Origin of the sequence: Paracidovorax sp. MALMAid1276, from assembly GCF_049198005.1 — a bacterium.
Taxonomy (GTDB): Bacteria; Pseudomonadota; Gammaproteobacteria; order Burkholderiales; family Burkholderiaceae_C; genus Acidovorax.
Window position 1 is genome coordinate 1 of the sequence record NZ_JBMIRS010000051.1, and the last position, 26972, is coordinate 26972.

Here is a 26972-nt window from a genome sequence, read left to right on the forward strand (position 1 = left end):
AGCAGCAGGCGGCGGTTGGGCAGGCCGGTCAGGGCGTCGTAGAAGGCCAGGCGTTCGATCTCTTGCTCTGCGCGCTTGCGGTCGGTGATGTCGCGGCACACGCCCAGCACGCCGGTCACGCGGCCGTGCACGTCGCGGATGGGGGTCTTGATGGTTTCGAAGTGGCCCCGGTAGCCGTCTTCGGCAAAGGTGAGCGTTTCCTCATACACCAGGGGCTGCCAGGCCTGCATGGCGCGCTGGTCGTACTTGCGGAACTGGTCGGCCTCTGCGGCAGAGGTCAGTTCGTAGTCGGTGCGGCCCACGATCTGCTGCTCGGGACGCCCTGCAAAACGCTCGAACACCGGGTTCGCCGACAGGTACACGCCGTTCACATCCTTGAGGAACACCATGTCCGGCATGGCATTGACCACGCGCACGAGGTGGGCCTTCTGCTCCTCCAGCTCGGCCTCCACCCGCTTGAGGTCGGTCAGGTCATAGGCAAACAGCACCACGGCGGGCACGCCCTGGTCGGTGACCTTTTCGGGGGCGATGGTGGTGTGCCGGTACATGGTCAGCTCCGGCGTGTCGATGCGGCTTTCGAACACCGTGGTCTCGCCGGCAAACGCCTTGTCGAAGTGCGGCTGCATGCGCGCCAGCAGCTCTGGCGAGATCAGGTCCTGCACCCGCTGGCCCTGGGCCTGCTCGGCCGAACAGCCCAGCCATTCGGCCTGCTGGGCGTTCACGTACAGCACGCGCATGTCGCGGCCCACGCGCGCCACGCCGCCGGGCACATGCCGCAGCAGGTTGGCCATCAGCGCCTCCTGCGCATGGGCCGCCTCTTCGGCCTGGTGGTGGGCCGTGATGTCGGTCTGCACGCCGTCCCACAGCACCCGGCCGTCGTCCAGCAGCCGGGGCGACGAGCTGAGGTGCATCCAGCGCACCTCGCCATCGGTGCGGCGCACGCGGATGGCGATCTCCATGCTGGACATGGTCAGGAAGGACTGCAGCTCCGCGCGGCGCAGCGGCAACAGATCGTCTTCCAGGACCTGGCGGTACAGCACGTCCGGGTCGGCCAGCACATCTTCCACGCGCACGCCGTTGAGCCGCTCGATGGCCTCGCCCATGTGGACGAAGCGCGCGCGGCCGTCCAGCTCGCGCACCGCCTGGAAGAGCACGCTGTGCGGCAGGTTGCGGCCCAGCAGCAGCATGCGCCCCTCGCTCGCGCGCACGCGCGCCTCGGCCTCCTGCAGGCGGGCAAAGGGCAGCCGGATGCCCGCATGGAACACCGCCTGGAAGAGCAGCGCGTAGGCCACCACGCGCAGCACATGCGCCAGCGGCCCGCCGATGGGCGAATGACCGCTCAGCAGGGCCACCGTCAGCTCGCCAGCGCTGAACACGGCAGCCGCCCAGCCGAAGGCACGCTCGCGCGGCTGCGCATGGGGGGCCGCATTGCGCAGCAGCAGCACCGCCGACGCGGCCAGCACGGCCGCCAATGCCAGGGCCAGTCCCTGGCGCAGCCCCCCGCCGGCCGCCTGCGCAAACCATGCGGGCAACGGCCCCAGCGCCGAAACCACCGTGAGCACGGTGGCGCACGCCGCCCCCGCAAGCCAGAGGCGCGCCGGCCCCCGCGCCGTGACCTGCAGCGCGGTCAGCAGCAGCGTGCCCACCTCGGCCACGCGCGCCACGGTGCTGAGCCACAGCGAGATGTGGGCGGTGCCGGGGGGCATGTGCACCGGCGTGGAATGCGCCAGCACGCCGTGCAGGAAATTGCACGCGGCGGCCAGACCGAAGCCGACCACCAGCACGTTGGCGCGTGCCTGCTCGCGCAGGTCCAGCGTATGCAGGGACACCGACACGACCAGCAGCCCTAGCAGCACGGCCATCAGCTCGGTGAAGGGCTCGAAACCGTGCTGCGCACCTTCACCCTGGCCGAGGATCTGCACCACGGGCACGATCACCAGGGCCAGCAAGGTCACAACCAGCACGACGGTGAAGGCCGGCGCGCCCTGCAGCTCGGAGCGCGCAAGCGGAGGGGGGGTGGACTGTGCGGGGGTCACGCTGCAAGTGTATCGACGAGACAGGCGGTTGTTCACGCTGTTTTTCACGCAGGCAAACCCTGCCCTGGCGCCCCCACCGCAACGCCTGGGCAGACCATGAAAGACGGGGCTGGCGCCCCGTCGAGCCTTCCGCAGCTGCCTCAGAACGTGTTTACGATCTCAGCCCTGCAGCAGCTGGCGCAAGACGAACGGCAGGATCCCGCCGGCCTGGTAATAGTCCACCTCGATGGGGGTGTCGATGCGCAGGGTCACCGTCACCTCCTCTTGCGTGCCGTCGGCGCGGCGGATCACCAGCCTGGCATCGCTTTGCGGGGTGAGAGCGGGGTCGGGCACCACGTCGATCACCTCGTCGCCGGACAGCCCCAGCGTCTCCCACGATTCGCCGGGCTTGAACTGCAGCGGCAGCACGCCCATGCCCACCAGGTTGGAGCGGTGGATGCGCTCGAAACTGCGCGCCACCACGGCCTTGATGCCGAGCAGCTGGGTGCCCTTGGCCGCCCAGTCGCGGCTGGAGCCCGTGCCGTATTCCTCGCCTGCGAAGATCACCGTGGGCGTGCCCTGGGCCATGTACTGCATGGCGGCGTCGAAGATGAACATCTTCTCGCCGTGCAGCGCGCCTTCGCTCTGGAACACCGTGACGCCGCCTTCCTCGCGCGAGCCATCGGGCTGCGGCGGGATCATCAGGTTCTTGATGCGCACATTGGCAAAGGTGCCGCGCATCATCACGTCGTGGTTGCCCCGGCGCGCGCCGTAGCTGTTGAAGTCCTGCTTCATCACGCCGTGCTGCAGCAGCCACTGGCCGGCGGGCGAGCTTTCCTTGATCGAGCCTGCGGGCGAGATGTGGTCGGTGGTGATGGAGTCGCCGAACAGCGCCATGATGCGGGCGCCCAGTACGGACGGAAGTATGGCCTGTTTTTGGCCTTCAGCGCTTTCTGGTATTGAGTTTGTAGCTTCCTTTTCAATAGCAAACTGCTGAAAAAACGGGGGTTCGGCGATGTAGGTGCTGGCGGGCCAGGTGTAGACATTGCCGCTCACGCCCGAGATCTTTTCCCAGAGTTTTCCGGGGTCGGAGGCCACCTTGGCGTAGTTCTCGCGGAACGCCTTGCCGTTCATCGCGAACTGCAGCAGCGCGTGCACCTCGTCGCTGCTGGGCCAGATGTCGCCCAGGTAGATGTCCTTGCCGCCCCGGCCCTTGCCCACGGGCTCGGTCATCAGGTCCTTGAGCACCGTCCCGGCGATGGCGTAGGCCACCACCAGCGGCGGGCTGGCCAGAAAGTTGGCCTTGATGTTGGGGTGGATGCGGGCCTCGAAATTGCGGTTGCCCGACAGCACGGCCGCGCACACCAGATCGTTGCCGGTGATGGCTTCGTTCAGCTCGGGCGTGAGGTCGCCCGCGTTGCCGATGCAGGTGGTGCAGCCGTAGCCCGCAATGGCGAAGCCCAGCTTTTCCAGATAGGGCAGCAGGCCGGTCTGCGTGAGGTATTCGGTGACGATGCGCGAGCCGGGCGCGAGCGAGGTCTTGATGTGCGGCTTGACCTTGAGGCCTGCCTCCACGGCCTTTTTGGCCAAGAGGCCTGCGGCCAGCAGCACGCTGGGGTTGCTGGTGTTGGTGCAGCTGGTGATGGCGGCGATCAGCACGTCGCCGTTGCCCACCGACACATCGCCCCCGCGGCTGGCCTGCTGGGCGGGCACCTCGGCATGCGCGGCAGCCAGCGTGGGCTTGTTCTGCTCCATCTCGACCAGAAAGCGCGGCGCGCCGGTGGGGGCGGGCGTTTCCTCGGGCGCGGCGGCGGCGGGGGGCAGCTCGCGGGTGCGCACCTGGTGGCGCGTGTGCAGCAGCTCGGCCGGGCGGTTGAAGCCGTTCTGCGCACTCGGCTTGCTGAACAGATCGGCAAACTGGGCGCAGACGTTGCCCAGCTCGATGCGGTCCTGCGGGCGCTTGGGCCCGGCCAGGCTGGGGGTGACCGTGCCGAGGTCCAGCGTGACGACCTGGGTGTAGTCGATCTCGCCCGCCAGCGGCACGCCGAACAGGCCCTGCGCCTTGAAATACGCTTCAAACGCTTCGATCTCGGCCTTGGTGCGCCCGGTGCCCTTGAAATAGTCCAGCGTCTTTTCATCCACGGGGAAGAAACCCATGGTGGCGCCGTATTCGGGCGCCATGTTGCCGATGGTGGCGCGGTCGGGCAGCGACAGGGTGCGCGTGCCCTCGCCGAAGAACTCGACGAACTTGCCCACCACCTTGTGGCGGCGCAGGATCTCGGTCACGGTGAGCACCAGGTCGGTGGCCGTCACGCCCTCGCGCAGCTGGCCCTTGAGCTCAAACCCCACCACGTCTGGCGTGAGGAAGTACACCGGCTGGCCCAGCATGGCGGCCTCGGCCTCGATGCCGCCCACGCCCCAGCCCACCACGCCGATGCCGTTGATCATGGTGGTGTGGCTGTCGGTGCCCACCAGGGTGTCGGGGTAGTAGAGGTTCTCCTTGTTCTTGTGCACGCCGCGCGCCAGGTATTCCAGATTCACCTGGTGCACGATGCCGAAGCCCGGCGGCACCACGCCGAACGTGTCGAACGCCTGCATGCCCCACTTCATGAACTCATAGCGCTCGCGGTTGCGCTGGAATTCGAGCTTCATGTTCAGGTCGAGCGAATTCTTCTTGCCGTAGTGGTCGATCATGATCGAGTGGTCCACCACCAGGTCCACCGGCACCAGGGGCTCGATCTTCTTGGGGCTCTTGCCCAGGCGCGCGGCCGTGCTGCGCATGGCGGCCAGGTCGGCCAGCAGCGGCACGCCGGTGAAATCCTGCAGCACCACGCGCGAGACCACGAACGGAATCTCGTCGGTGCGCACACCGTTGGGCGCCCAGCGGGCCAGCTGCTCCACATGTTCGGGCGTCACCTTGCGGCCGTCGCAGTTGCGCAGCACCGACTCGAGCACGATGCGGATCGACACCGGCAGGCGCTTGACTTCAGGGAACTGCCGGGCGAGGGCCGGCAGCGAGTAGAACCGCCCCTCCTTGCCGGACGCGGTGCTGAACGTCTTCTGGGTGTTGGCAAAGGCGTGGCGGGCGGGCTTTGGCGACAACGCGGCGGAAACAGCCATGGCGAACTCCTGTGATAGGCAACAAGGCCTATTCTGGCAGCCTCGCTGAGGGGCGCAATCGTGGGGGCTTCAAAGGCACGCAGGCTGAGGGTGTGCACCTCAGCCTCTCACAAAATAACACTGAAAATGGCCGCAAGCGCTTATCCATCAAGCGCTTGCAGCTATCAAAAGCAAAGCAAACGGAGCGCAGGCTATGCCGCCGCCAGCCCGGGCAGGCGACGCGCGCCCATCCACTGCAGCTCGGCCAGCAGCGCCACCGACACCACATGCACCAGCAAATAGGCCTGGCCCAGCAGCGTGGGCGCCACCGGGCCCGCCACCAGCAGCACCAGGCTGGCCAGCGCCCAGCCCAGGTTGCAGGCGATCAGCAGCCCGAGCAGACTGCGGGGCATGCTGCGCGCGCTGGCAATGCGCACGGCCAGCGCGGCATAGCACAGCAGTGCCACGCCGGTGCCCACCAGCAGGTTCGCGGGCAGGCCCAGCCAGTCGGCCAGCTGCGCGGTGAGCAGCAGGTGCGCCGCGCCCAGCAGCACGCCCGTAGAGGCATCGAACCAGACAACAGCGCGCAGGACGGCAGGGGACGAGAGAAAGCTCAACATGGCAGGCTCCTTGGGATGAAAAAAACGTTGATGAAAAGGAAGAAATCGCTGGATACGGACTGCATGGTTGCCTGCGCTGCGCACGGCGTCGATGACGTGGGAGGTAATGGCCCGCACGCGCCTTGCGCCTAGGATTGCGGCCATGACCTCCCCGCAGCCCAACTCCTCCTCCGCCCCGTCCCGACGCGCGGCCCGGCATCCACTGCCCCGCCGCTCGGCGCCCGCCGGGCCTGCATCGTTCGGCGACCACCTGCGCAACTGGCGCCAGCAGCGGCACCTGAGCCAGCTGGAGCTGGCCGACGAAGCCGACATCTCGACCCGGCATGTGAGCTTCATGGAAACGGGCCGCACCAACCCCAGCCGCGACATGGTGCTGCGCCTGTGCGATCGCCTGGCCATCCCGCTGCGCGAGCGCAATGCCCTGCTGACGGCGGCCGGCTACGCGCCCATGTACCGCGAGCGCGCGCTGGACGACCCGGCGCTGGCCGCCGCGCGCCAGGCGGTGGAATGGGTGCTGAAGGGCCACGAGCCCTGCCCCGCCATCGCGCTGGACCGCTGCTGGAACGTGGTGGCCGCCAACCAGGCCGCCCAGGCGCTGCTGGCGGCCCACGTGAGCCCGGCGCTGCTGGCGCCGCCCATCAACGTGTTTCGCCTGAGCCTGCACCCCGAGGGGCTGGCGCCGCGCATTGCCAACCTGGCCCAGTGGCGCGCGCATTTGTTCGAGCGCCTGCGCCAGCAAATACAGGCCACGGCCGACCCCGCCCTGATCGCGTTGCAGGCCGAACTGCAGCAATATCCCGCTCCGGTCGACGCGAGCCCCCTGGTGCTTGAGGGGGAATTGCTGGGCGTGGTAATGCCCTTTTGCTTTGAGAGCGTGCATGGCATGCTCTCTCTGATCAGCACCACCACCATATTCGGCACGCCGGTGGATGTCACGCTACAGGAATTGGCGGTGGAATCGTTTTTTCCGGCCGACGAATTCACCGCACGGGTATTGCGCAGCATGTCGCCGCAGGGCGCGGCGAATGCGGAATCAACTTGAAGGCTGCCGCGTCAGTCCTTGCGGCAGCACGGATGCCGCAAACCGGCCGCCTGCATAATCGGCCGCCCGTAAAAAATGCCCGCAGATGCGGGCTTTCTGGGCAACGGAGTGAAAGCCGAATTGGCGGACCTTCTGGCTCTGCGCGGCGTGGGCGCAAATGCTGCTTTACCGCCTTGCCGCCTTGCCGCTTAAATCGCAAACTTCTCGCGGTCCTGGTTTTGAATCCATTTGGGGGCCTTGCCACGGCCTGTCCAGGTCTGACCGGTGGCGGGGTCGCGGTATTTGGGAGCAACCTTGGTGCCAGCGGTGGAACTGCGGCCGGTTTTGCCTGCGGACTTGCCGGCAGGGAAAACATCTTGTGCCGTCAAACCATGCTCTGCCACCAGAGCGCGAACCTGGGCCACGGCGTCCGACAATTCACGGCGACGTGCCTCGTTGATTTGTTGCTCGAGGGCTTCGCGCTGCTTCAACAGTTCTTTGTAGCTGGTCATGGTGGATTGCATTTAAAAGAAGGTGGACGACGGGCGGATTATAGGAATATTGCACTGCCGTGGGCGGCAATTGAAAAAAAATCTTCACACACTGCGGTCATTACCTACCGCGCAGCGCCGCCGGGCAAACCCAGCGCAGGGGCAAGAGCCCGCGGGTTCTGCTCCAATATGCGGCCGATAAAAACCATTCGCATCGGGCCGGCCTGAATGGGTGTGCAAGCGCTGCAGCGTCAGGATGACTCGGAATATTTTCGCTGACGCACACCGAAACCCGTACCGCCGGGGCGCAGGGCATCTGCAGTGAATTGCAGATTTAAGGATGTCCTGCATAACTCCCTGCGGTCCGTGATATCGCGTCTCGGGCGGTCCGCTACGTTGCTTTTCTTGCCAATAGCCGCGCTATTGGCTGCAAAAAGACGCCTTGCGGCCCATCCCGATCAGCACTACCACGCACTCGCGAGGGTTATGCAGGACATCCTTAACCCGCCGGGCACCCACAATGCACCGAAAATCGGTGCGGCATTCCCCCTCTCCTTATCACATCCATGGCTCTTTACTGTATTGGCGATATCCAGGGCTGCGACAGCGCGCTGGTACGGCTTCTGGACGAAATCGGCTTTTCTGCGAGCCGCGACACGGTGTATCTGCTGGGCGACCTGGTCAACCGGGGCCCCGATTCGGCCGCCGTGCTGCGCCGCTGCATGCGCCATGGCGACGCCATCCGCTGCGTGCTGGGCAACCACGACCTGCACCTGCTGGCTGCTGCGGCGGGCGCCCGCAAGCCTTCGCGGCGCGACACGCTGGCCGGCGTGCTCGACGCGCCAGACCGCGAGGCCCTGCTCGCCTGGTTGCGCCAGCAGCCCCTGGCCCGTTCGCACGACCTGGCCGGGCAGGCCTTGCTGATCGTGCATGCCGGTGTGCTGCCCGCGTGGACGGCGGCCGACGCGCTGGCCCTGGCCGACGAGGTGCAAGCGGTGCTGCGCGGCCCCGGCCTCGCGGGCTTTCTGCACACCATGTACGGCAACACGCCCGACCGATGGAGCGATGCCCTCACCGGCACCGACCGGCTGCGCGTGATCGTGAACGCCTTCACGCGGCTGCGCCTTTGCACCGCCGACGGGGTGATGGATTTCGAGAGCACCGAAAGCGCCGAAGCCGCGCCCCCGGGCCTGATGCCGTGGTTCGACGTGCCGGGGCGGCGCACGGCAGGCACGGTGATCGCCTTTGGCCACTGGTCCACGCTGGGGGGGCTCAACCGCCCCGACCTGCTGGGGCTGGACACCGGTTGCGTGTGGGGCGGTTGCCTGAGTGCCGTGCGCTTTGGCACCACCCTGGCCGAGCGCGAGTTGCTGCAGGTGCACTGCGAGCAGGCACAGCAGCCGGGCTGAGGCGGCTGAAGCGGCTGGCACGGACGGAGGCGGGCCGCGTGGCCGCCAGCGTTACGCTACCTTTTTGATAGCTATCAGCGCTTAACCAGTAAGCGCTGGGCCTTGTTTTGACCCAAGATTTGAATCAGGACTGGGCTGAACTCTCAGGCTGCACCACCGCCTTGAACAACGCGGCCACCTTGCGCTTGGGCTTGATGTTGGCCGAGATGCTGCTGCGCGGCGCGGCCTTGGTGGCCTCCCAGGCGGGGGCGGCGTCCGCGGGCGCGCTGGCCTCGTAGGGCTTCTCGAAAAACGGGTCGCGCGAGATCGGGGCGGGACGGAAGCCCCGGTGCTGGTCACGCGGCTCGCGGGACTCGCGGCCTCCCCGATGGTCGCGGTCACGTTCGCGGTCTCGGCGCGGGCCGCCGATGGCATCGCGCCCGTCGCCCGTCTCGCCCGCTTCACGCCAGGCGCGGCGGCCGTCGTTGATGCGGCCCCGGGGCTGGTCCTCGTCGTACTCGATGGCTTCGAGCTCGATCTTCTTCTTGATGAGCTTTTCGATGTCGGCCACCAGGCGGGTGTCGCTGCCGGACACCAGCGTCACGGCCAGGCCCGACGCGCCCGCGCGCCCCGTGCGGCCGATGCGGTGCACGTAGTCCTCGGCGTTGAAAGGCACGTCGAAGTTGAACACCGCCGGCACGTCCTTGATGTCGAGGCCGCGCGCAGCCACGTCGGTGCACACCAGCAGGTCGACTTCGCCCTTTTTGAACGCCTCCAGGGCCTTCAGGCGCTCGTCCTGGCTCTTGTCGCCGTGCAGCGCGGCGGTCTTGAGGCCCTCACGCTCCAGGCTGCGGGCCAGGCGCGCGCAGCCCAGCTTGCTGTTCACGAAGATGAAGGCCTGCTTGATGCTGCGGCTCTTGAGCACCTGGTGGATGGCGCGGCGCTTGTCATCGTCGCCCGCGCTGTAGAAGCGCTGTTCCACGGTGGACGCCGTCTCGTTGGGGCGGGCCACCTCGATGGTGATGGGGTTTTGCAGGTAGCTGCTGGCCAGGCGCTTGATCTCGGGCGAGAAGGTGGCGCTGAACAGCAGCGTGGTGCGGGTCTTGGGCAGATAGCTCAGGATGCGCTGCAGGTCGGGCAAAAAGCCGATGTCCAGCATGCGGTCGGCCTCGTCGAGCACCACATATTCGACCTGGTTGAGCACCGCGTTCTTGGCCTCGATGTGGTCGAGCAGGCGGCCGGGCGTGGCCACCAGCACCTCGACGCCCTTTTTCAGCTCCAGGGTCTGGGGTTTCATGTCCATGCCGCCGAACACCACGGTGCTGCGCAGCTTGGTGTGCTTGGCATACAGCGCGATCTGCTGGGCCACCTGGTCGGCCAGCTCACGCGTGGGCAGCAGCACCAGGGCGCGCACCGGGTGGCGGGCGGGCGAGGTGGAGCTGTTCTCGTGCTTGAGCAGGCGCTGCAGCAGCGGCAGCGAGAACGCGGCCGTCTTGCCGGTGCCGGTCTGCGCGGCGCCCATCACGTCCTGGCCGGTCAGCACCACCGGAATGGCCTGCGCCTGGATGGGCGTCATGGACTCGTAGCCCATCTCGGCCACGGCACGCGCCAGCGGCTCGGCCAGCGAAAGATTCGAAAAGGAAGTTGTCATTGAAAGCGTGTTTCTAGGCGACGCCGGGTATGTCTGAGCAATGTGGCAGGCCCGGCGGGCGGGCAGGCTGCAAGGCGCAAACCGCAGCGATGACCGGTGTTATGCGGTGGGATCGCCAAGGATTTGCAACGCCACAAACCGGTCCCGGCATGGAAATGCGCCGTGCGCAATGGGCTGGTTCAGCGTTGCCTGAGCCCCCTATTGTCGCACCGGTGGCCCAAAACCCGATTTTTGCGGCAACGGATGTGCTACCGCAGGCCCTGCAGCCACACGCCTGTGTGGTCCATTACTACAATTTTCATAGCTACAAACCGTTACTCATAAAGCGCTGAGGCGGATTTTAAGCATTGAATTTCATTCCAGCACCGCCCGCAGCTGCCGCGTGGTGGCGGCCAGGCGCCTCGCCCCGATCTGGGCGAGGTTATTCATCACCGTGAGCGCAGCCGCCGGGTGCCGGGCCGCCCACGCGTCGAAGTCGGCGCGCGTGAGCCGCACGAGGTGCGCCGTGCCGCGCTCCACCCCGGCGCTGGCGGTGCGTGCGGCGCCGTTCAGAAAAGCCATCTCGCCAAACGCCATGCCGGGGCCCACGGTGGCCAGGCGCAGGCCCTGGTCGGGCGGCCACTGCGTGACCAGCATGATGTGGCCCGACTGCACCACCAGCAGGTCGTGGTCGGTGTCGCCCGCGTTGAACACCACCCCTTGCGCAGGCACGGTCGTGTGCTGCAGCACCGCCAGCAGCGCCTCGGCCGCCTCGCGCGGCACGCCCTCGCCGATCTCGCCCAGCAGGTCGGTCTCGGGGCGCGCGGGGCGGTCCTGCAGCGGGCGCTGCGACAGGATGCCGGCCTCGGCCCATTCCAGCGCCCGGTCCAGGTCGGCAAAACTGCGCACCTGCTCGCCCGCGTGCTCGGCGGCCGTCCGGTCCAGCGCCGCCACGGCGGCCGCCACGCCTTGCTGGCCCAGGTCGCGCAACAGCGCGCGCAGCTGGGCCAGGGCCGTGCTGTCCCACGCGGGCACGCGGCTGGCATCCAGGATCACCCAGCGGTGGCGAGGCTGCAGCATCAGCCGCACCTGCTCGGCCAGGTGGGCGGCCACGCCGAACGACATCACGCCCTGCAGCTCGAACACCGCCACCTGGTTCATGCGCGGCGCGAGCCACACGTCCGAGCCCGCGCGGCGCAAGCGGCGCGATCGCAGCTCGCCCTCCAGCCGCACATGGCGCAGCACCTTGGCGGCCGAGTCGTGCAGCAGCACAAAGGTGGCCACCACCAGCCCGGCCACCAGCGCGCCCACGCCCCCCATCACCGCAAACACCAGCGCCACCAGCCAGCTCTGCGCCCAGGTCACCCGCGAACGGCGCGCATAGCGCCACGACCACATCAGGCCCGGCACCTGCAGCAACCCGGCCAGCACCAGCCCGCCCGCCAGGCAGGCCATGGGCACCCAGTGCAGCCACCAGGCGCCCGTCACGGCCACGCCCAGCATGATGCCGGCGTGCCAGCGCGGGCTGCGGGCCAGTGCGCTGCGCTCAGCCCCGGCCTGCGCCAGCACGATGCGCGAGCGCGATGCGCTGGTGGACGCGGGGATCATGCCCACCAGCCCGCACAGCGCGCCCAGCAGGCTCTCGCGCCTGAGCGCCAGGTTGGCGTTGCCGCGCAGGCCGTGGTCCAGCTCCAGTTCCTGGTTGAAGACGAGTATTTCGAGGCTGTTGACCAGCGCCATCAGCAGCGCCAGCACCACCAGCGCCGGTCCCTGTTCGCGCGCCAGCGCCAGCCAGGGGATGCCCGTCCAGTCGGGCCACAGGGGCCACGCGAACGCGCTGGGCGGCGCGGCGCGCGCAAACACCGCGTCCAGGCCCTGGCCCCACAGACCCGCCACGGCCACCGCCAGCGCCACCAGCACCACGGCCGTGAGCAGGCCCGGCATGTGCGGCCAGCGGCGGCGCAGCGCCCAGGCCAGCGCCACCACGCCCACGGCGGCCAGCGCATGCCAGGCGGTGCGCACATCCCAGGCCATGTCCGCGCCGGCACCAAACCCGTTGTGCACCTGCCCCAGCACCATCGACAGGCCCACGCCCGCCGCAAAGCCGTGCGTGACCGAAATGGGCAGAAACCGCGCCACCGAGGCCAGCCGCAACACCCCCAGCAACCACTGGAAGACAAAGGCCAGCGCCACCGTGGCCCCGCTCACGGCCAGCACCTGCCGGGCGCTCAGCCCCAGCGCGGGTGCGGCGCCGTGGGCGGTGGCCAGCACGGCGGCAAACAGCAAGGCCACCACGGTGGTCGGCGCATACACCACGCCCGGGCGCGGCAGCACCAGGGTGAGCAGCAGGCCCGGCAGCGCCGCAGACCACAGCGCAAGCGCGGCCAGCGAATGCTCGGCCGCCAGCGGTGCAAAAGCCAGCAGGCCCAGCCCCACCGCATGCGGCACGGTGACCGCCGCGGCCGACCACGCGGCCGCCACGCCGCCCGGGCTGGCGCCAGGCGCTGCGGAGGGTTCGGCGAGGGCGGGAGACCGCATGACAGGCCCGCAGGTTGTGGACGGCAGCCCGCTACAGGCTGGCGGCCGAGAACGTGTCGCAGCCCTTCACGCTGCCGTTCTGCAGGCCGTTGCGAAACCAGCGCTGGCGCTGCGCGCTGGTCCCATGGGTGAAGCTCTCGGGCACCACAGCGCCGCCCTGGGCGCGCTGCAGCGCGTCGTCACCGATCTTGGCTGCCGCGTTCATGGCCTCTTCCACATCGCCCTGCTCCAGGATCTGGCGCGCGTTCTGCGCATGGTGGGCCCACACGCCGGCAAAGCAGTCGGCCTGCAGCTCCAGCCGCACCGACAGCGCGTTGTACTCGGCCTTGCTCACGCGGCCGCGCATCTGGTCCACCTTGCCGCTGATGCCCAGCTGGTTCTGCACATGGTGACCCACCTCGTGGGCAATCACATAGGCCTGGGCAAAGTCGCCGGGCGCGCCGAGGCGGTTCTTGAGGGTTTCGTAGAAGCCCAGGTCGATGTACACCTTCTGGTCGGCTGGGCAGTAGAACGGCCCCATCGCCGCCTGCCCCGTGCCGCAGGCGGTGGGCGTGGCGCCGCGAAACAGCACCAGCCGCGGCTCCTGGTAGCGGCCACCGCCCTGGCGGAACAGCCCGCCCCACACGTCCTCGGTGTCGGCCAGCACGGTGGACACGAACCGGGCCAGGGTGTCATCGGCCGGTGGGCGCTGCGCGGGGCCCTGGGTCTGCACCTGGGCGGGCGGGCCGCCCCCACTGAGCAGGCCCAGGAGGGTCAGCGGGTTGATGCCCAGCACCCAGCCCCCCACCAGGGCGACGACGATGGTGCCGATGCCGATGCTGCGGCCCCCGAAGATCGGCGCCCCGCCTCCTGCGCCGCCGCCACGGCGGTCTTCCACGTTGTCCGACTGGCGATTGCCTTCCCATTTCATGCCGCATCTCCCACGCGCCCCGGTGTGCGGGGCCTGCCTGGGCCGCATGTTACGCGCGGGCGGCGCCCGGTGGCGTCCGGTGGCGGTGGGCCGTTACCATCGGCGCCTGCCCACGGCTGCTTGTTCCCCATGCTCCCTGACCCACTGCACGGCCCCGTGATCCTGCTTACCGGCTTCGACCCCTTCGGCGGCGACACCGAAAACCCCAGCTGGCTCATTGCGCAGGCGCTGCACGGCCAGAACGTCGCCGGGCATGGGGTGGTGGCGGCCCAACTGCCCACGGTGTTCGGCGCGTCGCTCGTGCACCTGCAGGCGCTGCTCGCGCGGCACCAGCCCGCGATCACGCTGTGCCTGGGCCAGGCGGGCGGGCGCGGCGCGCTGTCGCTGGAGCGCGTGGGCATCAACATCAACGATGCGCGCATTGCCGACAACCAGGGCCACCAGCCCATCGACACGCCGGTGGTGCCGGACGGCCCGGCGGCGTATTTCGCCACCCTGCCGATCAAGGCCATGGCGCGCGCCGTGCAGCAGGCCGGCGTGCCGGGCGAGGTGTCGCAGACGGCCGGCACCTTCGTATGCAACCACGTGATGTACGGCCTGTTGCACCTGCTGGCGGGCGGTGCCGGGCCCGCCGGGGCGCGGGGCGGCTTCATGCACGTGCCCTGGCTGCCCCGGCAGGGCACCCCGGGCCTGCCGCTGCGCGACATGGTGAGGGGTGTGCACGCCGCGCTGTGGGCTGCGGCACTGAACCCGCACGACTGGCCCCTGGGCGCCGGCGCCCTGCACTGACGTTTCAACCGGCGGAATCCATGCGTTTCCCGGCCCCAGCCTTGGATCGTCCCATGGTTCTCAGGATTTGCCCGCTTCTGGCCTTGGCGGGCGCTGTGTAGAGTTCCTGGCATGTCTTCCCCTCTCTCCGGCTCGCTGGATGCCGACGCCACCGCCGCCTGCCTGCCCTGGCGTGCGCTGGCCGACGAAATTGCCGCCCTGCTGCAGGACAGCACCGTGGTGGTGCCGCCGCGCAGCGTGGTGGGCCTGGCCGGGGGCGCGCATCTGTTCGTGATGCCCGCGTCCGACCAGCAGGTGGCGATGACCAAGCTGATCACGCTGACCCCCGCCAACGCGGGCACGGGCCGCGCGTCCATCCAGGGCGATGTGGTGGTGTTCGATGTCGCCACCGGCGAGCGCCGCCTGGTGCTGGACGGCCCCACCGTCACCGCGCGCCGCACCGCTGCCGTGTCGTTGCTGGCGGCGCAGCGCCTTGCGCCCCGGGCAGAAGGCCCGCTGTTGGTGGTGGGCGCCGGCGTGCAGGGCACCGCGCACGCACAGGCCTTCATCGAGGGGTTGGGCGTGCAGGAGGTGTGGATCGTTTCGCGCAGCGCAGCCAGCGCCGACGCCATGGCCCGGCAGGTGCGGGCGCTGGGCGCCACGGCGCGCGTGGTGGACGACGCCGACGCCGCCTTGCCCCACTGCCCGCTGGTCGCCACCTGCACCCCCGCGCAGCAGGTGGTGCTCACGGCCCTGCCGCGCGAGGATGCCTTCATCGCCGCCGTGGGCGCCTACACCCCCGAACAGGCCGAACTGTCGGCCGCGCTGTGCACCCATCTGGCGCTGCACGGGCAGCTGGCCGTGGACACCGAGGAGGCCGCCCACGAGGCGGGCGACCTGCTGCGTGCGGGCATCAGCCTGGCGGCGGTTCCCACGCTGCGCGACGTGGTGCGCGGCCCGTTCACGGCGCGGCCGGGGCCGGTGCTGTTCAAGGGCTGCGGCTGGGCGGGCTGGGACCTGGCTGCCGCACGGCTCGCGCTGCGGACGGGGGCGCCCACCCCGGCCGAAAAAGACCCGGCCGCGCCATGATGTGGCAAGCCCGCTTTTCGGACCAGAGCCTGCGCGTGCAGCTCGCGCTGGTTTTCGGATCGCTGGTGGTGCTGGTGTCCGTGCTGCTTTCGCTGGCGTTTGGCGAGCTGCTCAAGCAAAGGCTGCAGCGCGATGCAGGTGTGGCGCTGCAGATCGTGGCCGAGAACGCCGGCACGCTGCTGGCCAATGGCCTGATGGAGCGCAGCCTGGAGGCGGAAGTGCTGGCCAGCTCGGCCCAGGTCTGGTCCCACGGGCTCGACACGCCCGAGGCGCGGCACATGCTGGCACGCGCGCAGGCCATGCACCCCAACAACCTGTGGATCGGGGTGGCGGATGCCAACGGCGTGGTGCGGTCGGCCACGAACGGCATGCTCGAAGGCCAGAGCGTGGCCCAGCGCCCCTGGTTCCAGGCGGGGCTGGAGCAGGGCCACGTGGGCGACGTGCACCCGGCCAAGCTGCTCGAAGCCCTGTTGCCGCCGCTGGCCTCCGGCGAGCCTTACCGCTTTGTGGACTTTGCCGCGCCCATCCGCATCGGGGCGCAGACCGTGGGCGTGCTGGGCATCCACGGCAGCTGGGAGTGGACCCGCGAAGTGCTGGAAAGTCTGACTCCGCCCCGGTCGGAAAACAACGCGCTGGAGCTTTTCATCTTCGACCGCGAGGGCCGCATGATTCTGGCGCCTGCCGCCCAGGCCCACGCGTTGCAGACTGCGGGCCAGCAGCTGCCCGAGGGCGTGAACATCAACAACAACCGCGATGGCGGCCACGTGGACACGGCCGTGGTGCCCTGGCGGGACGGGCGCCGCTATCTCACGGCGGCCACCCAGTTGCAGCCGCGCAATGCGGCCAGCGACCTGGGCTGGCGCATCGTGGCGCGTCAGCCGGTGGAGCTGGCATTTGCCGAGGCGCGCAACACCGTGCGCATGGCGCTGGGCATGGGGGTGGTGGCCGCCCTGTTCGCCTCGTTGCTGGCATGGATGGCGGCGCGCCGCCTGAGCGAAGACCTGGACGACCTGGCCGACGCGGCCAGCGCCGTGGAAGCCGGCCAACCCGGCGCGCGCCTGCCGTCCGTGCGCAGCAACCGCGAGGTGCAGAAGCTGTCGGGCGCGCTGAACCGCATGACGCACCGCCTGCTCTCGGCACGCGAGGCGATGGAAGAAACCGTGCGGCAGCGTACGCTGGAACTGGAAGCCGCCAACCGCGCGCTGGACCTGCAGGCCCGCACGGACGCGCTGACCGGGCTGCTCAACCGGCGCGGGTTTGAAGCGCAAATGGAATTTGCCATGGCTGTCGCGCGCCGTAGCGGGCGGCCCTTGAGCCTGGTGGCGGTCGACGTGGACCATTTCAAGCGTGTGAACGACACGCACGGCCACGACGCGGGCGACGAGGTGTTGCGCCGCCTGGCCCGCACCCTGGTGGAGCGCCTGCGCGCCTGCGACGTGGTGGCCCGGCTGGGGGGCGAGGAATTTGTGGTGCTGCTGCCGGACACCGACCTGGAGGGAGCCCGCGCCACCGCACAAGCGCTGGTGGACGCCATGGCGGCGCAGCACGACCCCGTGGTCGGCGCCATCACCGTCAGCGCCGGGGCCACCGCCCTGCGCGACGCGCAGGAAAAGGCCGCAGACCTGATTCGCCGCAGCGACGCCGCGCTGTACGACGCCAAGCGCAACGGCCGCAACTGCGTCGCCGTGGCGGACTGAGCCCGCCGCCTGCCGGTCCGCAGGCTCAGTGCAGCGTGCCGGAATCCTTGAGCACGTCGGCAGCCACCTCGGGCCGGGCATCGAAATACGCTTGCAGCTCGTCCGCCAAGGCATGCAGGCCGTCGTCGGGCAGTTGCCGCGCGGCGGCCAGCTGCAGCCGGGCGTAGGGGCGGTGCCCCAGCATCATGGCGGCGTTCACGCAACGCCCGTGGGCCGCCATCTTGAGCATGAAGGCGTTGAGCCGCTCGCAGGGCCAATAGGTGGCGACGGCTGCGGGCGCGGCTTCTGGCGCGGGGGTAGAGGGCGCAGCGCCGCCCGGATACGCGCCACTGCCGCAAGGGTCTGCAGCGGCGACGTCAACGGGCTTGATGGCGGAAGGCCGGTCGGCCGATGGCTCCAGACCCGGTCGCTCTTGCGGCCGCGCGGGCCGGGCAGTCCCCGAGAACCATGCAGCCAGGGGTGCTGCCAGCGCGCCGATCCAGCCCGCTGCCGATGGCTGCACCGCTGCCGGTGCGGCCGAGGGGGATGAAAAAGTCAACATGGCAAGGCTCCTTTCCGATGCGACCCAGCATGCGCCGGGAACATGACATCGATGCTAAGAACCTTACCCCCCGTTGCATTTCGGCCAACGGGCCATGGGGGTGTAGGACGCTGGCGCAGCGCCGCGCGGGATGGCCTGTCCGCTGAGTGCGCACATCGGCGGTGCGGACGGGGCGCCCCCTGTCAGGCCTTGGGCAGCGTCACGCCCACCTGGCCCTGGTACTTGCCGCCCCGGTCGCGGTAGCTGACTTCGCAGACATCGTCCTTGTCGCTTTCGAAGAACAGCACCTGGGCGCAGCCCTCGCCGGCGTAGATGCGCGCGGGCAGCGGCGTGGTGTTGGAAAACTCCAGCGTCACGTAGCCTTCCCACTCGGGCTCGAAGGGGGTGACGTTGACGATGATGCCGCAGCGCGCATAGGTGCTTTTCCCCAGGCAGATGGTGAGCACGTTGCGCGGAATGCGGAAATATTCGACGGTGCGCGCCAGCGCAAAGCTGTTGGGCGGGATGATGCAGCTGTCGCCTTCGAAATCGACAAAGCTCTTTTCGTCGAAGTTCTTGGGGTCCACCACGGTGCTGTGGATGTTGGTGAACACCTTGAATTCAGGCGCACAGCGGATGTCGTACCCGTAGCTGCTGGTGCCGTAACTGATGATCTTGCGGCCCTCGACCTCGCGCACCTGGCCGGGCTCGAAGGGCTCGATCATGCCGTGCTCGTCGGCCATGCGGCGGATCCATCGGTCGCTCTTGATGCTCATGCTGCGCCTTTCACTATAGTTTTGATAGCTGCTGGCGCTTGATGATCAAGCGCCAAGGGCGTATTTTGCTTGAGAAATCACGGTTTCTTGCACCACCCGGTCGTCACCCAGCACGATCAGCGCAAACAAAAGCTCTTCCAGGTTGCGCGCCTGGCCCGTCTTGCGCGCCAGCAGCGGCGTGGCCTGAGGGTTCAGCACCACAAAATCGGCCTCGCAGCCGGGCTGCAGGTTACCCACCACGCCAGCCAGGCCCAGCGCCCGGGCAGCGCCCGCCGTGTGCTGCCACCACAGCTGCTGGGGCGACAGGCTCAGGCCCTGCTTGGTCTGTCCCTCGCGGCCCACGTAGTACGCGGCCATCATGGTCTTGAACGGGCTGAAGCTGGTGCCGCCCCCCACGTCGCTGGCCAGGCCGTAGCCAAAACCCACGCGGTCGGCCCCGGCGTAGTCAAAAAAGCCGCTGCCCAAAAACAGGTTGCTGGTGGGGCTGACGGCCGCCGTGGCGCCCGTGCGCTTCATCAGCGCGCGGTCTTCGTCGTCGAAGTGGATGCAGTGCGCGTACACCGCCCGCTCGCGCATCAGGCCGAAGTCGTCGTACACGCCCAGGTAGCTGCGCGAGGCCGGAAACAGCTCGCGCGCCCAGCGGATCTCGTCGAGGTTTTCCGCCACATGCGACTGGATCCACACGGCGGGGTAGCGCGCCGCCAGTTCGCCCGCGCCGCGCAGCTGCTCGGGCGTGCTGGTGGGCGCAAAGCGCGGCGTGATGGCATAGCCCAGGCGGTCCACGCCATGCCAGCGCTGGATGAGCGCCTCGGTGTCGACCAGGCTCTGCACGGTCTCGTCGCGCACGCCGTCGGGCGAGTGGCGGTCTTGCAGCACCTTGCCGGTGATGAGGCGCATCTGGCGCCGTTGCGCTTCGGCCATCAGCGCGTCCACCGACGCGGGGTGCGACGTGGCGAAGATCAGCGCCGTGGTCACGCCGTTGCGCAGCAGCTCGTCGATAAAGAAGCTGGCAACCTGAGCGCCGTAGGCCGGGTCCGCAAAACGCGACTCGTGCGGGAAGGTGTAGTTTTCGAGCCAGGGCAGCAGGCCGTCGGCGGGCGAGCCGATCACGTCGGTCTGCGGAAAGTGGATGTGCATGTCCACAAAACCCGGCGCGATGATGCGACCGGGCAGGTGCACCACGGGCTCCCCCGCAAACTGGGGCGCAAGCGCTTGCCAGGCGCCCGCGGCCAGCACGCGCTGGCGGCCCAGGGCATCAGGGCCTATGGCCAGCAGGCCGTCTTCGTCGTACAGGGCGCGGCCGTCGTCGGCAAAGCGCAGCAGGGCTGATCGGTATACAGGCATGGGGGCGAGCTTAGCGGGAGCCAGCGCCCTGCGCATACAGCGCGGCCCATAGTCAGTATGGGGGGATCAGGGTCTGGCGCGATTTGGCGGGATCAGTAGTCGTGCTCCACGCACCGCTCAAAAAAGTCCTTCAGTTTGTGCTCCCACACCCGCTTGTCGGCATTGCCCGCGAAGCTGGCCTCGAAGCTGTTGAAGGCCAGCTGGTAGGCATGCTTGGGCGTGAGGCCGGTTGCGGCAAACACCTGCGTGAAGTTCTCGTTGATGTAGCCGCCGAAGTACGCCGGGTCGTCCGAATTGACGGTGGCCGCCAGCCCGGCATCGAGCAGCTGGCCCAGGTTGTGGTCCGCCAGGTTGGGGAACACGCACAGCTTCTGGTTGGACAGCGGGCACACGGTGAGCGCAATGCGGTCCTGGGCCAGCCGCTGCATCAGCGCCGCGTCGTGCACCGCCTGCACGCCGTGGTCGATGCGCTCGACCTTGAGCACGTCGAGCGCGCTCCAGATATAGGCCGGCGGCCCCTCCTCGCCCGCGTGCGCCACGAGGTGCAGGCCCAACTCGCGGCAGCGTGCGAACACGCGGGCGAACTTCTCGGGCGGGTGGCCGACCTCGCTGCTGTCCAGGCCTACGCCCACGATCTTGTCGAGCAGGGGCATGGCCTGCTCCAGCGTCTCGAAGGCCGACTCCTCGCTCAGGTGCCGCAGAAAGCACAGGATCAGCGTGGCGCTGATGCCCAGCTCGTGGCGCGCATCCGCGCAGGCGCGGTGCAGGCCGTTGATCACGGTCTCGATGGCCACGCCGCGCTCGGTGTGGGTCTGCGGGTCGAAGAAGATCTCGGCATGCAGCACGTTGTCCTCTGCCGCGCGGCGCAGGTAGGCCTGGGCCATGTCGTAGAAGTCCTGCTCGTGCAGCAGCACGCTGGCACCGGCATAGTAGATGTCCAGAAAGCTCTGCAGGTTGGTGAATGCGTAGGCGCTGCGCAGCGCCTCCACATCGGCATACGGCAGGCTCAGGCCATTGCGCTGTGCCAGCGCGAAGATCAGCTCGGGCTCCAGCGAGCCTTCGATGTGGATGTGCAGCTCGGCCTTGGGCATGGCGCGCAGCAGGCCGGGCAGGCGCTCGGCAGAAATGGGCGGGACTTTGAACATCAGCAGACTCCGAAGGTGATGCCGCGCTGGCGCAGAAAGCGGCGGTAGGCGGATGATGCCTTGTCGGCAGCGGTATGCAACTCTGCGCGCAGGTCGAGCGGCAGGCGCTGCGGCATTTGCGACTCCAGCACCGGCTGGTCCTGCGTGAAGATGGTGTGCTGAAAGGCCTGCAGTTTCTCGTCGGGCGATTCGAAATCGGCCACGGCCAGGCGGAACCACACCCGGCTGTGCACGGGCGTCATGGGGCAGATGAACAGCGCAATCGATTCGCGCCAGCCGTCCACCGCCGTGGTGCCGGTCTCGGGCACCTTGGTCAGCACGGCGGCATAGGGCGCGGTGACCTCGTAGGTGTATTCGACCTGCGCGGGTGCGGTGGCGTGCAGGCTGGACTGTGGCTGCCAGGCCTTGCAGCCCGTGGCCCGCAGCCCGGTGGGCGTGGGCTCCACGCGGTAGTCGTCGATGGCAGTGGCATCGCGGCTGCCCAGCCAGCCTTCGTGCACGAATCCGAAGTGCGACATGTCGAGAAAATTCTCGATGATGCGCGGCGCGCTGGCGGCCACGTCGTAGGGGCCGCAGTGGAGCTTGCGCAGGCGCGCATCGTCTTCGGCCGCAAACGCAGGCGGCGGTGTGTCGCCGGGGGCCAGCCGCACCCACAGCAGGCCGTTGGCCTCGCAGGCCTCGAACGCCCGCGCGCAATGGCCGCTCGGCGGCACAAATGCTGGCAAGGCAGGCACGTGGGTGCACTGGCCACTGGCTGCAAACTGCCAGCCGTGGTACGGGCATTCCAGCCGCCCCGCCGCCGTGACGCGGCCCAGCGACAGCCGCGCGCCGCGGTGCGGGCACTGGTCGGCAAAGGCGCGCACGGCGCCCTCGGCATCGCGCCACAGCACCACGGGCTGCTCCAGCACCTGCACGGCCACCGGGGCCTGCGCCACCTCGCCCGCCAGCGCCACCGGGTGCCACAGACTGCGCTCCACCATCGGATTCTCCTGTCACACCAAAAACAAAGGGCTGCCCGCAGGCAGCCCTCCCACACGCAGGCCGCAAGCCGGGCCTGCAGCCGCTTGGCGAATTACTTCTTCTCGCCGCCCGGGATCTTGCCTTCCACGCCCTTGACGTAGAAGTTCACGCCGCCCAGGAACTTGTCATCGGCCACCACATCCTTGGCCAGCACTTCCTTGCCGTCCTGGCCCACGATCGGACCCTTCCAGATGTTGTAGGTGCCATCGGCCAGGCCCTTCTTGATCTCTTCGACCTTGGTCTTGATCTCGGCCGGCACGTCTTCGGCGATCGAGACGATGTCGATCGCGCCTTCCTTCACACCCCACCAGCTCTGGCCGGTGCTCCAGGTGCCATCCAGCGCGTCCTTGGTGGCCTTGATGTAGTAGGGGCCCCAGTTGATGATGGCCGAGGCCAGGTGGGCCTTGGGGCCGTAGGCGGTCATGTCCGAATCCCAGCCGAAGGCGCGCTTGCCCTTCTCTTGTGCCGTCTTCAGCACGGCCGGCGAATCGGTGTTCTGGAACAACACGTCAGCACCGCCATTGATGAGGCTGGTGGCGGCTTCGGTTTCCTTGGGTGGGCTGAACCATTCGTTCACCCACACCACCTTGGTCTTGATCTTGGGGTTGACCGACTGGGCACCCATCGTGAAGCTGTTGATGTTGCGGATCACTTCAGGGATTGGCACCGAGCCCACCACGCCCAGCGTGTTGGACTTGGTCATGGCGCCCGCGATCACGCCGGCCATGTAGGCGCCTTCATAGGTGCGGCTGTCGTAGGTGCGCACGTTGTCGGCGGTCTTGTAGCCGGTGGCGTGCTCGAACTTCACGTCCTTGAAGTCGGGCGCGATCTTCTGGATGGATTCCATGTAGCCGAAGGTCGTGCCGAAGATCAGCTTGTTGCCCTGGCTGGCCATGTCGCGCAGCACGCGCTCGGCATCGGCGGACTCGGGCACGCTCTCGACGAAGCTGGTCACCACCTTGTCGCCGAACTCCTTCTCGATGGCCTTGCGGCCGTTGTCATGCGCAAAGGTCCAGCCGCCATCGCCCACGGGGCCCACATAGGCAAATGCGATCTTCAGCGGCTCGGGCTTGGGTGCGGGCGCCGACGCCACAGGTGCGGGCGCAGGAGCGGGGGCCGGTGCGGGCTCTTCCTTCTTGCCGCAGCCCACCACGGCCGCAGCGGCCACGGCGGAGAGGGCTGCCACCTTGAGGAGAGAGCGTTTGCGCAGATCAGTCATGTCGGTTCCTTATCGATGAAGAAAAAAAGACGAGAGGCTTGCGGGACGAAAACACGCGATTATGGGCCGTTTCACCACCTGGTAAAGCCGGTCAAGCCAGCCCGGCCGCAGGGATCAGGCCCCCGGGTAGAACGGCTTGCCCAGCGATGCCGGCATGTTCACGCGGATCCAGGTCGGGTTGCGCGAGATCAGTGCCAGCACCACGATGGTGGCCAGGTAGGGCAGCATGGACAGCAGCTGGCTGGCCACCTGCACGCCCGTGGCCTGCAGGTGGAACTGCAGCATGGTCACGCCGCCAAACAGGTAAGCCCCAAGCAACACCCGTGCCGGGCGCCAGGTGGCAAAGGTGGTGAGGGCCAGCGCGATCCAGCCGCGCCCGGCCACCATGCCTTCCACCCACAGCGGGGTGTACACGGTGGAGATATAGGCCCCCGCCAGCCCGCACAGCGAGCCCCCGGCCACCACCGCAGCCAGGCGGATGCGGCGCACCGGGTAGCCCAGCGCGTGGGCCGATTCGGGCGATTCGCCCACCGAGCGCAGCACCAGCCCGGCGCGCGAGCGGTACAGGAACCAGATCAACCCCGCCACCAGCAGCATGGTGAGGTACACCAGCGGGTGCTGGCGAAACAGCGCAGGCCCCAGCAGCGGCACATCGCCCAGCACCGGAATGGCGTATTTGGGCAGCTCGGGCAGCTTGGCCTGCACGTAGCTGATGCCGGCAAAGGCCGAGAAGCCCACGCCGAACAGGCTCAGCGCCAGTCCCGTGGCGTACTGGTTGGTGTTGAGCCAGATCACCAGCACGCCGAAGATGGCGGCCAGCAGCGCGCCTGCCGCCATGCCCGCCACAAACCCCAGCCAGGTGTTGCCCGTGTGCACCACGGTGGCAAAGCCCGCAATGGCGGCGCAGAGCATCATGCCCTCGGCCCCCAGGTTGACGATGCCGGCCTTTTCATTGATGAGCAGGCCCAGGGCGGCAATCGCCAGCACGGTGCCCGCGCTCAGCGTGGCGCCGATGAGGAGTGCATACGATTCCATCACGCCACTCCTTTGCGTGCGCCCACCCAGCGGATGCGGTAGGCAATCAAGGTGTCGCAGGCCAGCAGCGTGAAGAGCAGCAGGCCCTGAAACACGCCGGTCAGCGATTTGGGCAGGCCCAGGCGCGACTGCGCGAGTTCACCGCCGATGTAGAACATGCTCATGAGGATGGCCGAGAGGATCATGCCCACCGGGTGCAGACGCCCCACAAACGCGACGATGATGGCCGCAAAGCCGTAGCCCGCCGGCACATAGGGCGTGAGCTGGCCGATGGGCCCGGCCACCTCCAGCGCACCCGCCAGGCCTGCCGCGCCGCCCGAGATCAAGAGCGCCGTCCACAAGGCCTTGCGCGACGAAAAGCCCGCATACCGCGCTGCCGCCGGGGCCAGCCCGCCCACCTGCTGGGCAAACCCCGCCCGCGTGCGGAACAAAAACACCCACAGCGCCGCCGCCCCGGCCAGCGCCAGCAGCAGGCCGATGGACACGCGCGAGCCCTGCATCAGGCGCGGGATCTGCGTGACCTTCTCGAAGGTCTTGGTCTGCGGGAAGTTGTAGCCCATCGGGTCCTTCCACGGCCCATACACCAGGTAGCCCAGCACCAGCGTGCCCACGTACACCAGCATCAGGCTCACCAGGATTTCGTTGGCGTTGAACTTGTCGCGCAGCAGGGCCGTGATCCCGGCCCACACCATGCCGCCCAGCACGCCGGCCACCAGAATGGCCGGCACGATCCAGGGGCCGGTGGTCTTGTCGGCCATGAGGGCGATGCCGCCAGCGGCCACGGCACCGATGACGAACTGCCCCTCGGCGCCGATGTTCCAGACGTTGGAGCGAAAGCACACGGCCAGCCCCAGCGCGATCAGCAAGAGCGGCGTGGCCTTGACCATGAGTTCGCCGATGGCATAGGGCGACTTGATGGGCTCCCAGAAGAACACCTGCAAGCCGCGCACCGGGTCCTTGCCCAGCGCCACGAACAGGGCCACGCCGATCAGCACCGTGACGGCCAGCGCCAGCAGCGGCGAGCCGTAGGTCCACAGGCGCGACGCCTGGGGACGCGGTTCGAGCTTAAGCATGGGCCAACTCCTTTGCCACGTGGGCAGGTGTGCGCGGCTGTTCCCACAGGCCGCTCATCCATTCGCCGATGCGCTCCACCGTGGCGTCCGCGCGCGGCACCGAAGGCGACAGCCGCCCCTTGGCCACCACGTGCAGGCGGTCGCAAATTTCAAACAATTCGTCCAGCTCTTCGCTGACCACCAGCACGGCGCAGCCCGCGTCGCGCAGTTGCAGGATGGCCCCGCGTATCTGCGCCGCCGCGCCCACGTCCACGCCCCAGGTGGGCTGCGAGACGATGAGCAGCTTCGGCGCGGCGTCGATCTCGCGCCCCACGATGAACTTCTGCAAATTGCCGCCCGACAGCGACTTGGCGGCCGAGTTCGGCCCCCCGGCCTTGACGTTGAAGCGCTCGATGATGGACGCGGCCTGCTTGTGCAGCGCGCCCACCTTGATCCAGCCGCCGCCCGCCACGGCATCGGTGCGCGTGAGCAGCAGGTTGTGCGCCAGGCCCATGGTGGGCACGGCGCCCCGGCCCAGGCGTTCTTCGGGCACGAAGTGCAGGCCCAGGGCGCGGCGCTGGCGCGGGCCCAAGCGGCCTGCGTTCTGGCCCGCCACCTGGATGCTGGCGGGCTCGGCGCGCGCATCTTCGCCCGACAGGGCATACAGCAGTTCCTTCTGGCCATTGCCGGACACCCCCGCAATGCCCACCACCTCGCCGGCCTTCACCTCGAACTGCAGGTCGACCAGGTCCACGCCAAACTGGTCCGCGCGCGGCAGCGACAGGCCATGCACGCGCAGCAGCGTGGCGCCCGTCTGCACCTCACGGTGCTCCAGCGCCGGCGGTTCGGCGCCGATCATCAGGCGCGACAGCGATGCGTTGGATTCTTCGGCCGGGTTGCATACGCCCGTGACCTTGCCGCCGCGCAGCACGGTGCAGGCGGTGCACAGCGCGCGGATCTCGTGCAGCTTGTGGCTGATGTAGAGGATGCTGCAGCCCTCGCTGGCCAGCTGGCGCAGCACCACGAAGAGCTTTTCGACCGCCTGGGGCGTGAGCACCGAGGTGGGCTCGTCCAGGATCAGCACCTTGGGGTTGGTGAGCAGCGCGCGGATGATTTCCACGCGCTGCATCTCGCCCACGCTCAGGGTGTGCACGGGGCGCAGGGGATCGATGTCGAGGCCGTATTCGGCCGCTTTGGCGCTGATGCGCTGGGTGACTTCGGCCAGCGTGAGGCTCTTGTCCAGGCCCAGCCACACGTTCTCGGCCACGGTGAGGGTGTCGAACAGGCTGAAGTGCTGGAACACCATGGCGATGCCCAGGGCCCGCGCCTCCTGCGGGTTGCGCACCTGCACAGGCCGGCCGTTGAAGTGCACGCTGCCTTCGTCGGGCTTGACCGAGCCGTAGATGATCTTCATCAAGGTGGACTTGCCGGCGCCGTTTTCGCCCAGCACGGCATGGATTTCACCAGGCTGCACCGTGAGCGACACGCCGCTGTTGGCCACCACGGCCGGATAGCGCTTGGTGATGCCCGCAAGCTGCAGCCGCGGCGGCGCGGCGCCCGGAGCGGGAGGGGTGGGGGGTGAACTCATGCGGTGA

21 protein-coding genes are annotated in these 26972 nt (G+C 68.5%); 5 read left to right on the plus strand and 16 right to left on the minus strand.

The window, feature by feature from the left end; all coding sequences use genetic code 11:
* The 3 genes from ACOQFS_RS02950 to ACOQFS_RS02960 form a co-directional block, all read right to left on the minus strand.
* Positions 1-2036: PAS domain S-box protein (locus ACOQFS_RS02950; RefSeq protein WP_421561480.1), on the minus strand; the 2036-nt coding region annotated here is incomplete at its 3' end.
* Positions 2037-2195: 159 nt separating this feature from the next.
* Positions 2196-5135 carry an aconitate hydratase gene (locus tag ACOQFS_RS02955; protein WP_421561481.1) on the minus strand — a complete coding sequence of 980 codons (2940 nt, stop codon included), beginning with the start codon at positions 5133-5135 and terminating at the stop codon, positions 2196-2198.
* A gap of 191 nt (positions 5136-5326) precedes the next feature.
* Positions 5327-5734, minus strand: coding sequence for a hypothetical protein (locus ACOQFS_RS02960; protein ID WP_421561482.1), 408 nt, complete (start codon positions 5732-5734; stop codon positions 5327-5329).
* A gap of 142 nt (positions 5735-5876) precedes the next feature.
* Here ACOQFS_RS02960 and ACOQFS_RS02965 point away from each other — a divergent pair, with 142 nt between their 5' ends.
* Complete coding sequence (locus ACOQFS_RS02965; protein ID WP_421561483.1) at positions 5877-6776, plus strand: helix-turn-helix domain-containing protein; 900 nt, start codon at positions 5877-5879, stop codon at positions 6774-6776.
* Positions 6777-6964: 188 nt separating this feature from the next.
* On the opposite strand, the gene ACOQFS_RS02970 is transcribed toward ACOQFS_RS02965, so the two are convergent.
* Positions 6965-7267 (minus strand): H-NS histone family protein, encoded by a 303-nt coding sequence (locus ACOQFS_RS02970; protein WP_421561484.1) that lies wholly within the window; start codon positions 7265-7267, stop codon positions 6965-6967.
* Between the two features lie 545 nt (positions 7268-7812).
* On the opposite strand from ACOQFS_RS02970, the gene ACOQFS_RS02975 reads away from it, so the two are divergent.
* Complete coding sequence (locus ACOQFS_RS02975; protein ID WP_421561485.1) at positions 7813-8655, plus strand: symmetrical bis(5'-nucleosyl)-tetraphosphatase; 843 nt, start codon at positions 7813-7815, stop codon at positions 8653-8655.
* 124 nt (positions 8656-8779) lie between these two features.
* Here the strand turns inward: ACOQFS_RS02975 and ACOQFS_RS02980 are convergent, their stop codons facing one another.
* From ACOQFS_RS02980 to ACOQFS_RS02990, 3 genes are all read right to left on the minus strand, one after another.
* Positions 8780-10285, minus strand: coding sequence for a DEAD/DEAH box helicase (locus ACOQFS_RS02980; protein WP_421561486.1), 1506 nt, complete (start codon positions 10283-10285; stop codon positions 8780-8782).
* Positions 10286-10639: 354 nt separating this feature from the next.
* Complete coding sequence (locus ACOQFS_RS02985; RefSeq protein ID WP_421561487.1) at positions 10640-12802, minus strand: SulP family inorganic anion transporter; 2163 nt, start codon at positions 12800-12802, stop codon at positions 10640-10642.
* 31 nt (positions 12803-12833) lie between these two features.
* Positions 12834-13712 (minus strand): neutral zinc metallopeptidase, encoded by an 879-nt coding sequence (locus ACOQFS_RS02990; RefSeq protein WP_421561488.1) that lies wholly within the window; start codon positions 13710-13712, stop codon positions 12834-12836.
* A gap of 129 nt (positions 13713-13841) precedes the next feature.
* Between ACOQFS_RS02990 and pcp the strand changes: the two genes are divergently transcribed.
* The 3 genes from pcp (at position 13842) to ACOQFS_RS03005 (ending at position 17266) form a co-directional block, all read left to right on the plus strand.
* Complete coding sequence (pcp, locus tag ACOQFS_RS02995) at positions 13842-14501, plus strand: pyroglutamyl-peptidase I (RefSeq protein ID WP_421561489.1); 660 nt, start codon at positions 13842-13844, stop codon at positions 14499-14501.
* 111 nt (positions 14502-14612) lie between these two features.
* Complete coding sequence (locus tag ACOQFS_RS03000) at positions 14613-15569, plus strand: delta(1)-pyrroline-2-carboxylate reductase family protein (protein WP_421561490.1); 957 nt, start codon at positions 14613-14615, stop codon at positions 15567-15569.
* Complete coding sequence (locus tag ACOQFS_RS03005; RefSeq protein WP_421561491.1) at positions 15566-17266, plus strand: sensor domain-containing diguanylate cyclase; 1701 nt, start codon at positions 15566-15568, stop codon at positions 17264-17266. Before ACOQFS_RS03000 ends, ACOQFS_RS03005 begins: the two co-directional genes overlap by 4 nt.
* 25 nt (positions 17267-17291) lie before the next feature.
* Here the strand turns inward: ACOQFS_RS03005 and ACOQFS_RS03010 are convergent, their stop codons facing one another.
* From ACOQFS_RS03010 to ACOQFS_RS03050, 9 genes are all read right to left on the minus strand, one after another.
* Positions 17292-17807, minus strand: coding sequence for a hypothetical protein (locus tag ACOQFS_RS03010; RefSeq protein ID WP_421561492.1), 516 nt, complete (start codon positions 17805-17807; stop codon positions 17292-17294).
* A gap of 182 nt (positions 17808-17989) precedes the next feature.
* Positions 17990-18562 (minus strand): dCTP deaminase, encoded by a 573-nt coding sequence (gene dcd / locus ACOQFS_RS03015; RefSeq protein ID WP_421561493.1) that lies wholly within the window; start codon positions 18560-18562, stop codon positions 17990-17992.
* Positions 18563-18607: 45 nt separating this feature from the next.
* On the minus strand, positions 18608-19906 hold the full coding sequence (guaD, locus tag ACOQFS_RS03020) for a guanine deaminase (protein ID WP_421561494.1): 1299 nt from the start codon (positions 19904-19906) through the stop codon (positions 18608-18610).
* Positions 19907-19998: 92 nt separating this feature from the next.
* On the minus strand, positions 19999-21051 hold the full coding sequence (locus tag ACOQFS_RS03025; protein WP_421561495.1) for an adenosine deaminase: 1053 nt from the start codon (positions 21049-21051) through the stop codon (positions 19999-20001).
* The gene (locus ACOQFS_RS03030; RefSeq protein WP_421561496.1) at positions 21051-22031 is read right to left on the minus strand and encodes a Rieske 2Fe-2S domain-containing protein; all 981 of its coding nucleotides are present in this window, start codon (positions 22029-22031) and stop codon (positions 21051-21053) included. The genes ACOQFS_RS03025 and ACOQFS_RS03030 overlap by 1 nt, the downstream gene beginning before the upstream one ends.
* Positions 22032-22123: 92 nt before the next feature.
* Positions 22124-23290, minus strand: a complete 1167-nt coding sequence (locus ACOQFS_RS03035; protein WP_421561497.1) for a BMP family ABC transporter substrate-binding protein — start codon at positions 23288-23290, stop codon at positions 22124-22126.
* Positions 23291-23404: 114 nt separating this feature from the next.
* Positions 23405-24325 carry an ABC transporter permease gene (locus tag ACOQFS_RS03040; protein WP_421561498.1) on the minus strand — a complete coding sequence of 307 codons (921 nt, stop codon included), beginning with the start codon at positions 24323-24325 and terminating at the stop codon, positions 23405-23407.
* The gene (locus ACOQFS_RS03045; RefSeq protein WP_421561499.1) at positions 24325-25398 is read right to left on the minus strand and encodes an ABC transporter permease; all 1074 of its coding nucleotides are present in this window, start codon (positions 25396-25398) and stop codon (positions 24325-24327) included. Before ACOQFS_RS03045 ends, ACOQFS_RS03040 begins: the two co-directional genes overlap by 1 nt.
* The gene (locus ACOQFS_RS03050; protein WP_421561500.1) at positions 25391-26965 is read right to left on the minus strand and encodes an ABC transporter ATP-binding protein; all 1575 of its coding nucleotides are present in this window, start codon (positions 26963-26965) and stop codon (positions 25391-25393) included. Before ACOQFS_RS03050 ends, ACOQFS_RS03045 begins: the two co-directional genes overlap by 8 nt.
* Between the last annotated feature and the right edge of the window lie 7 nt (positions 26966-26972).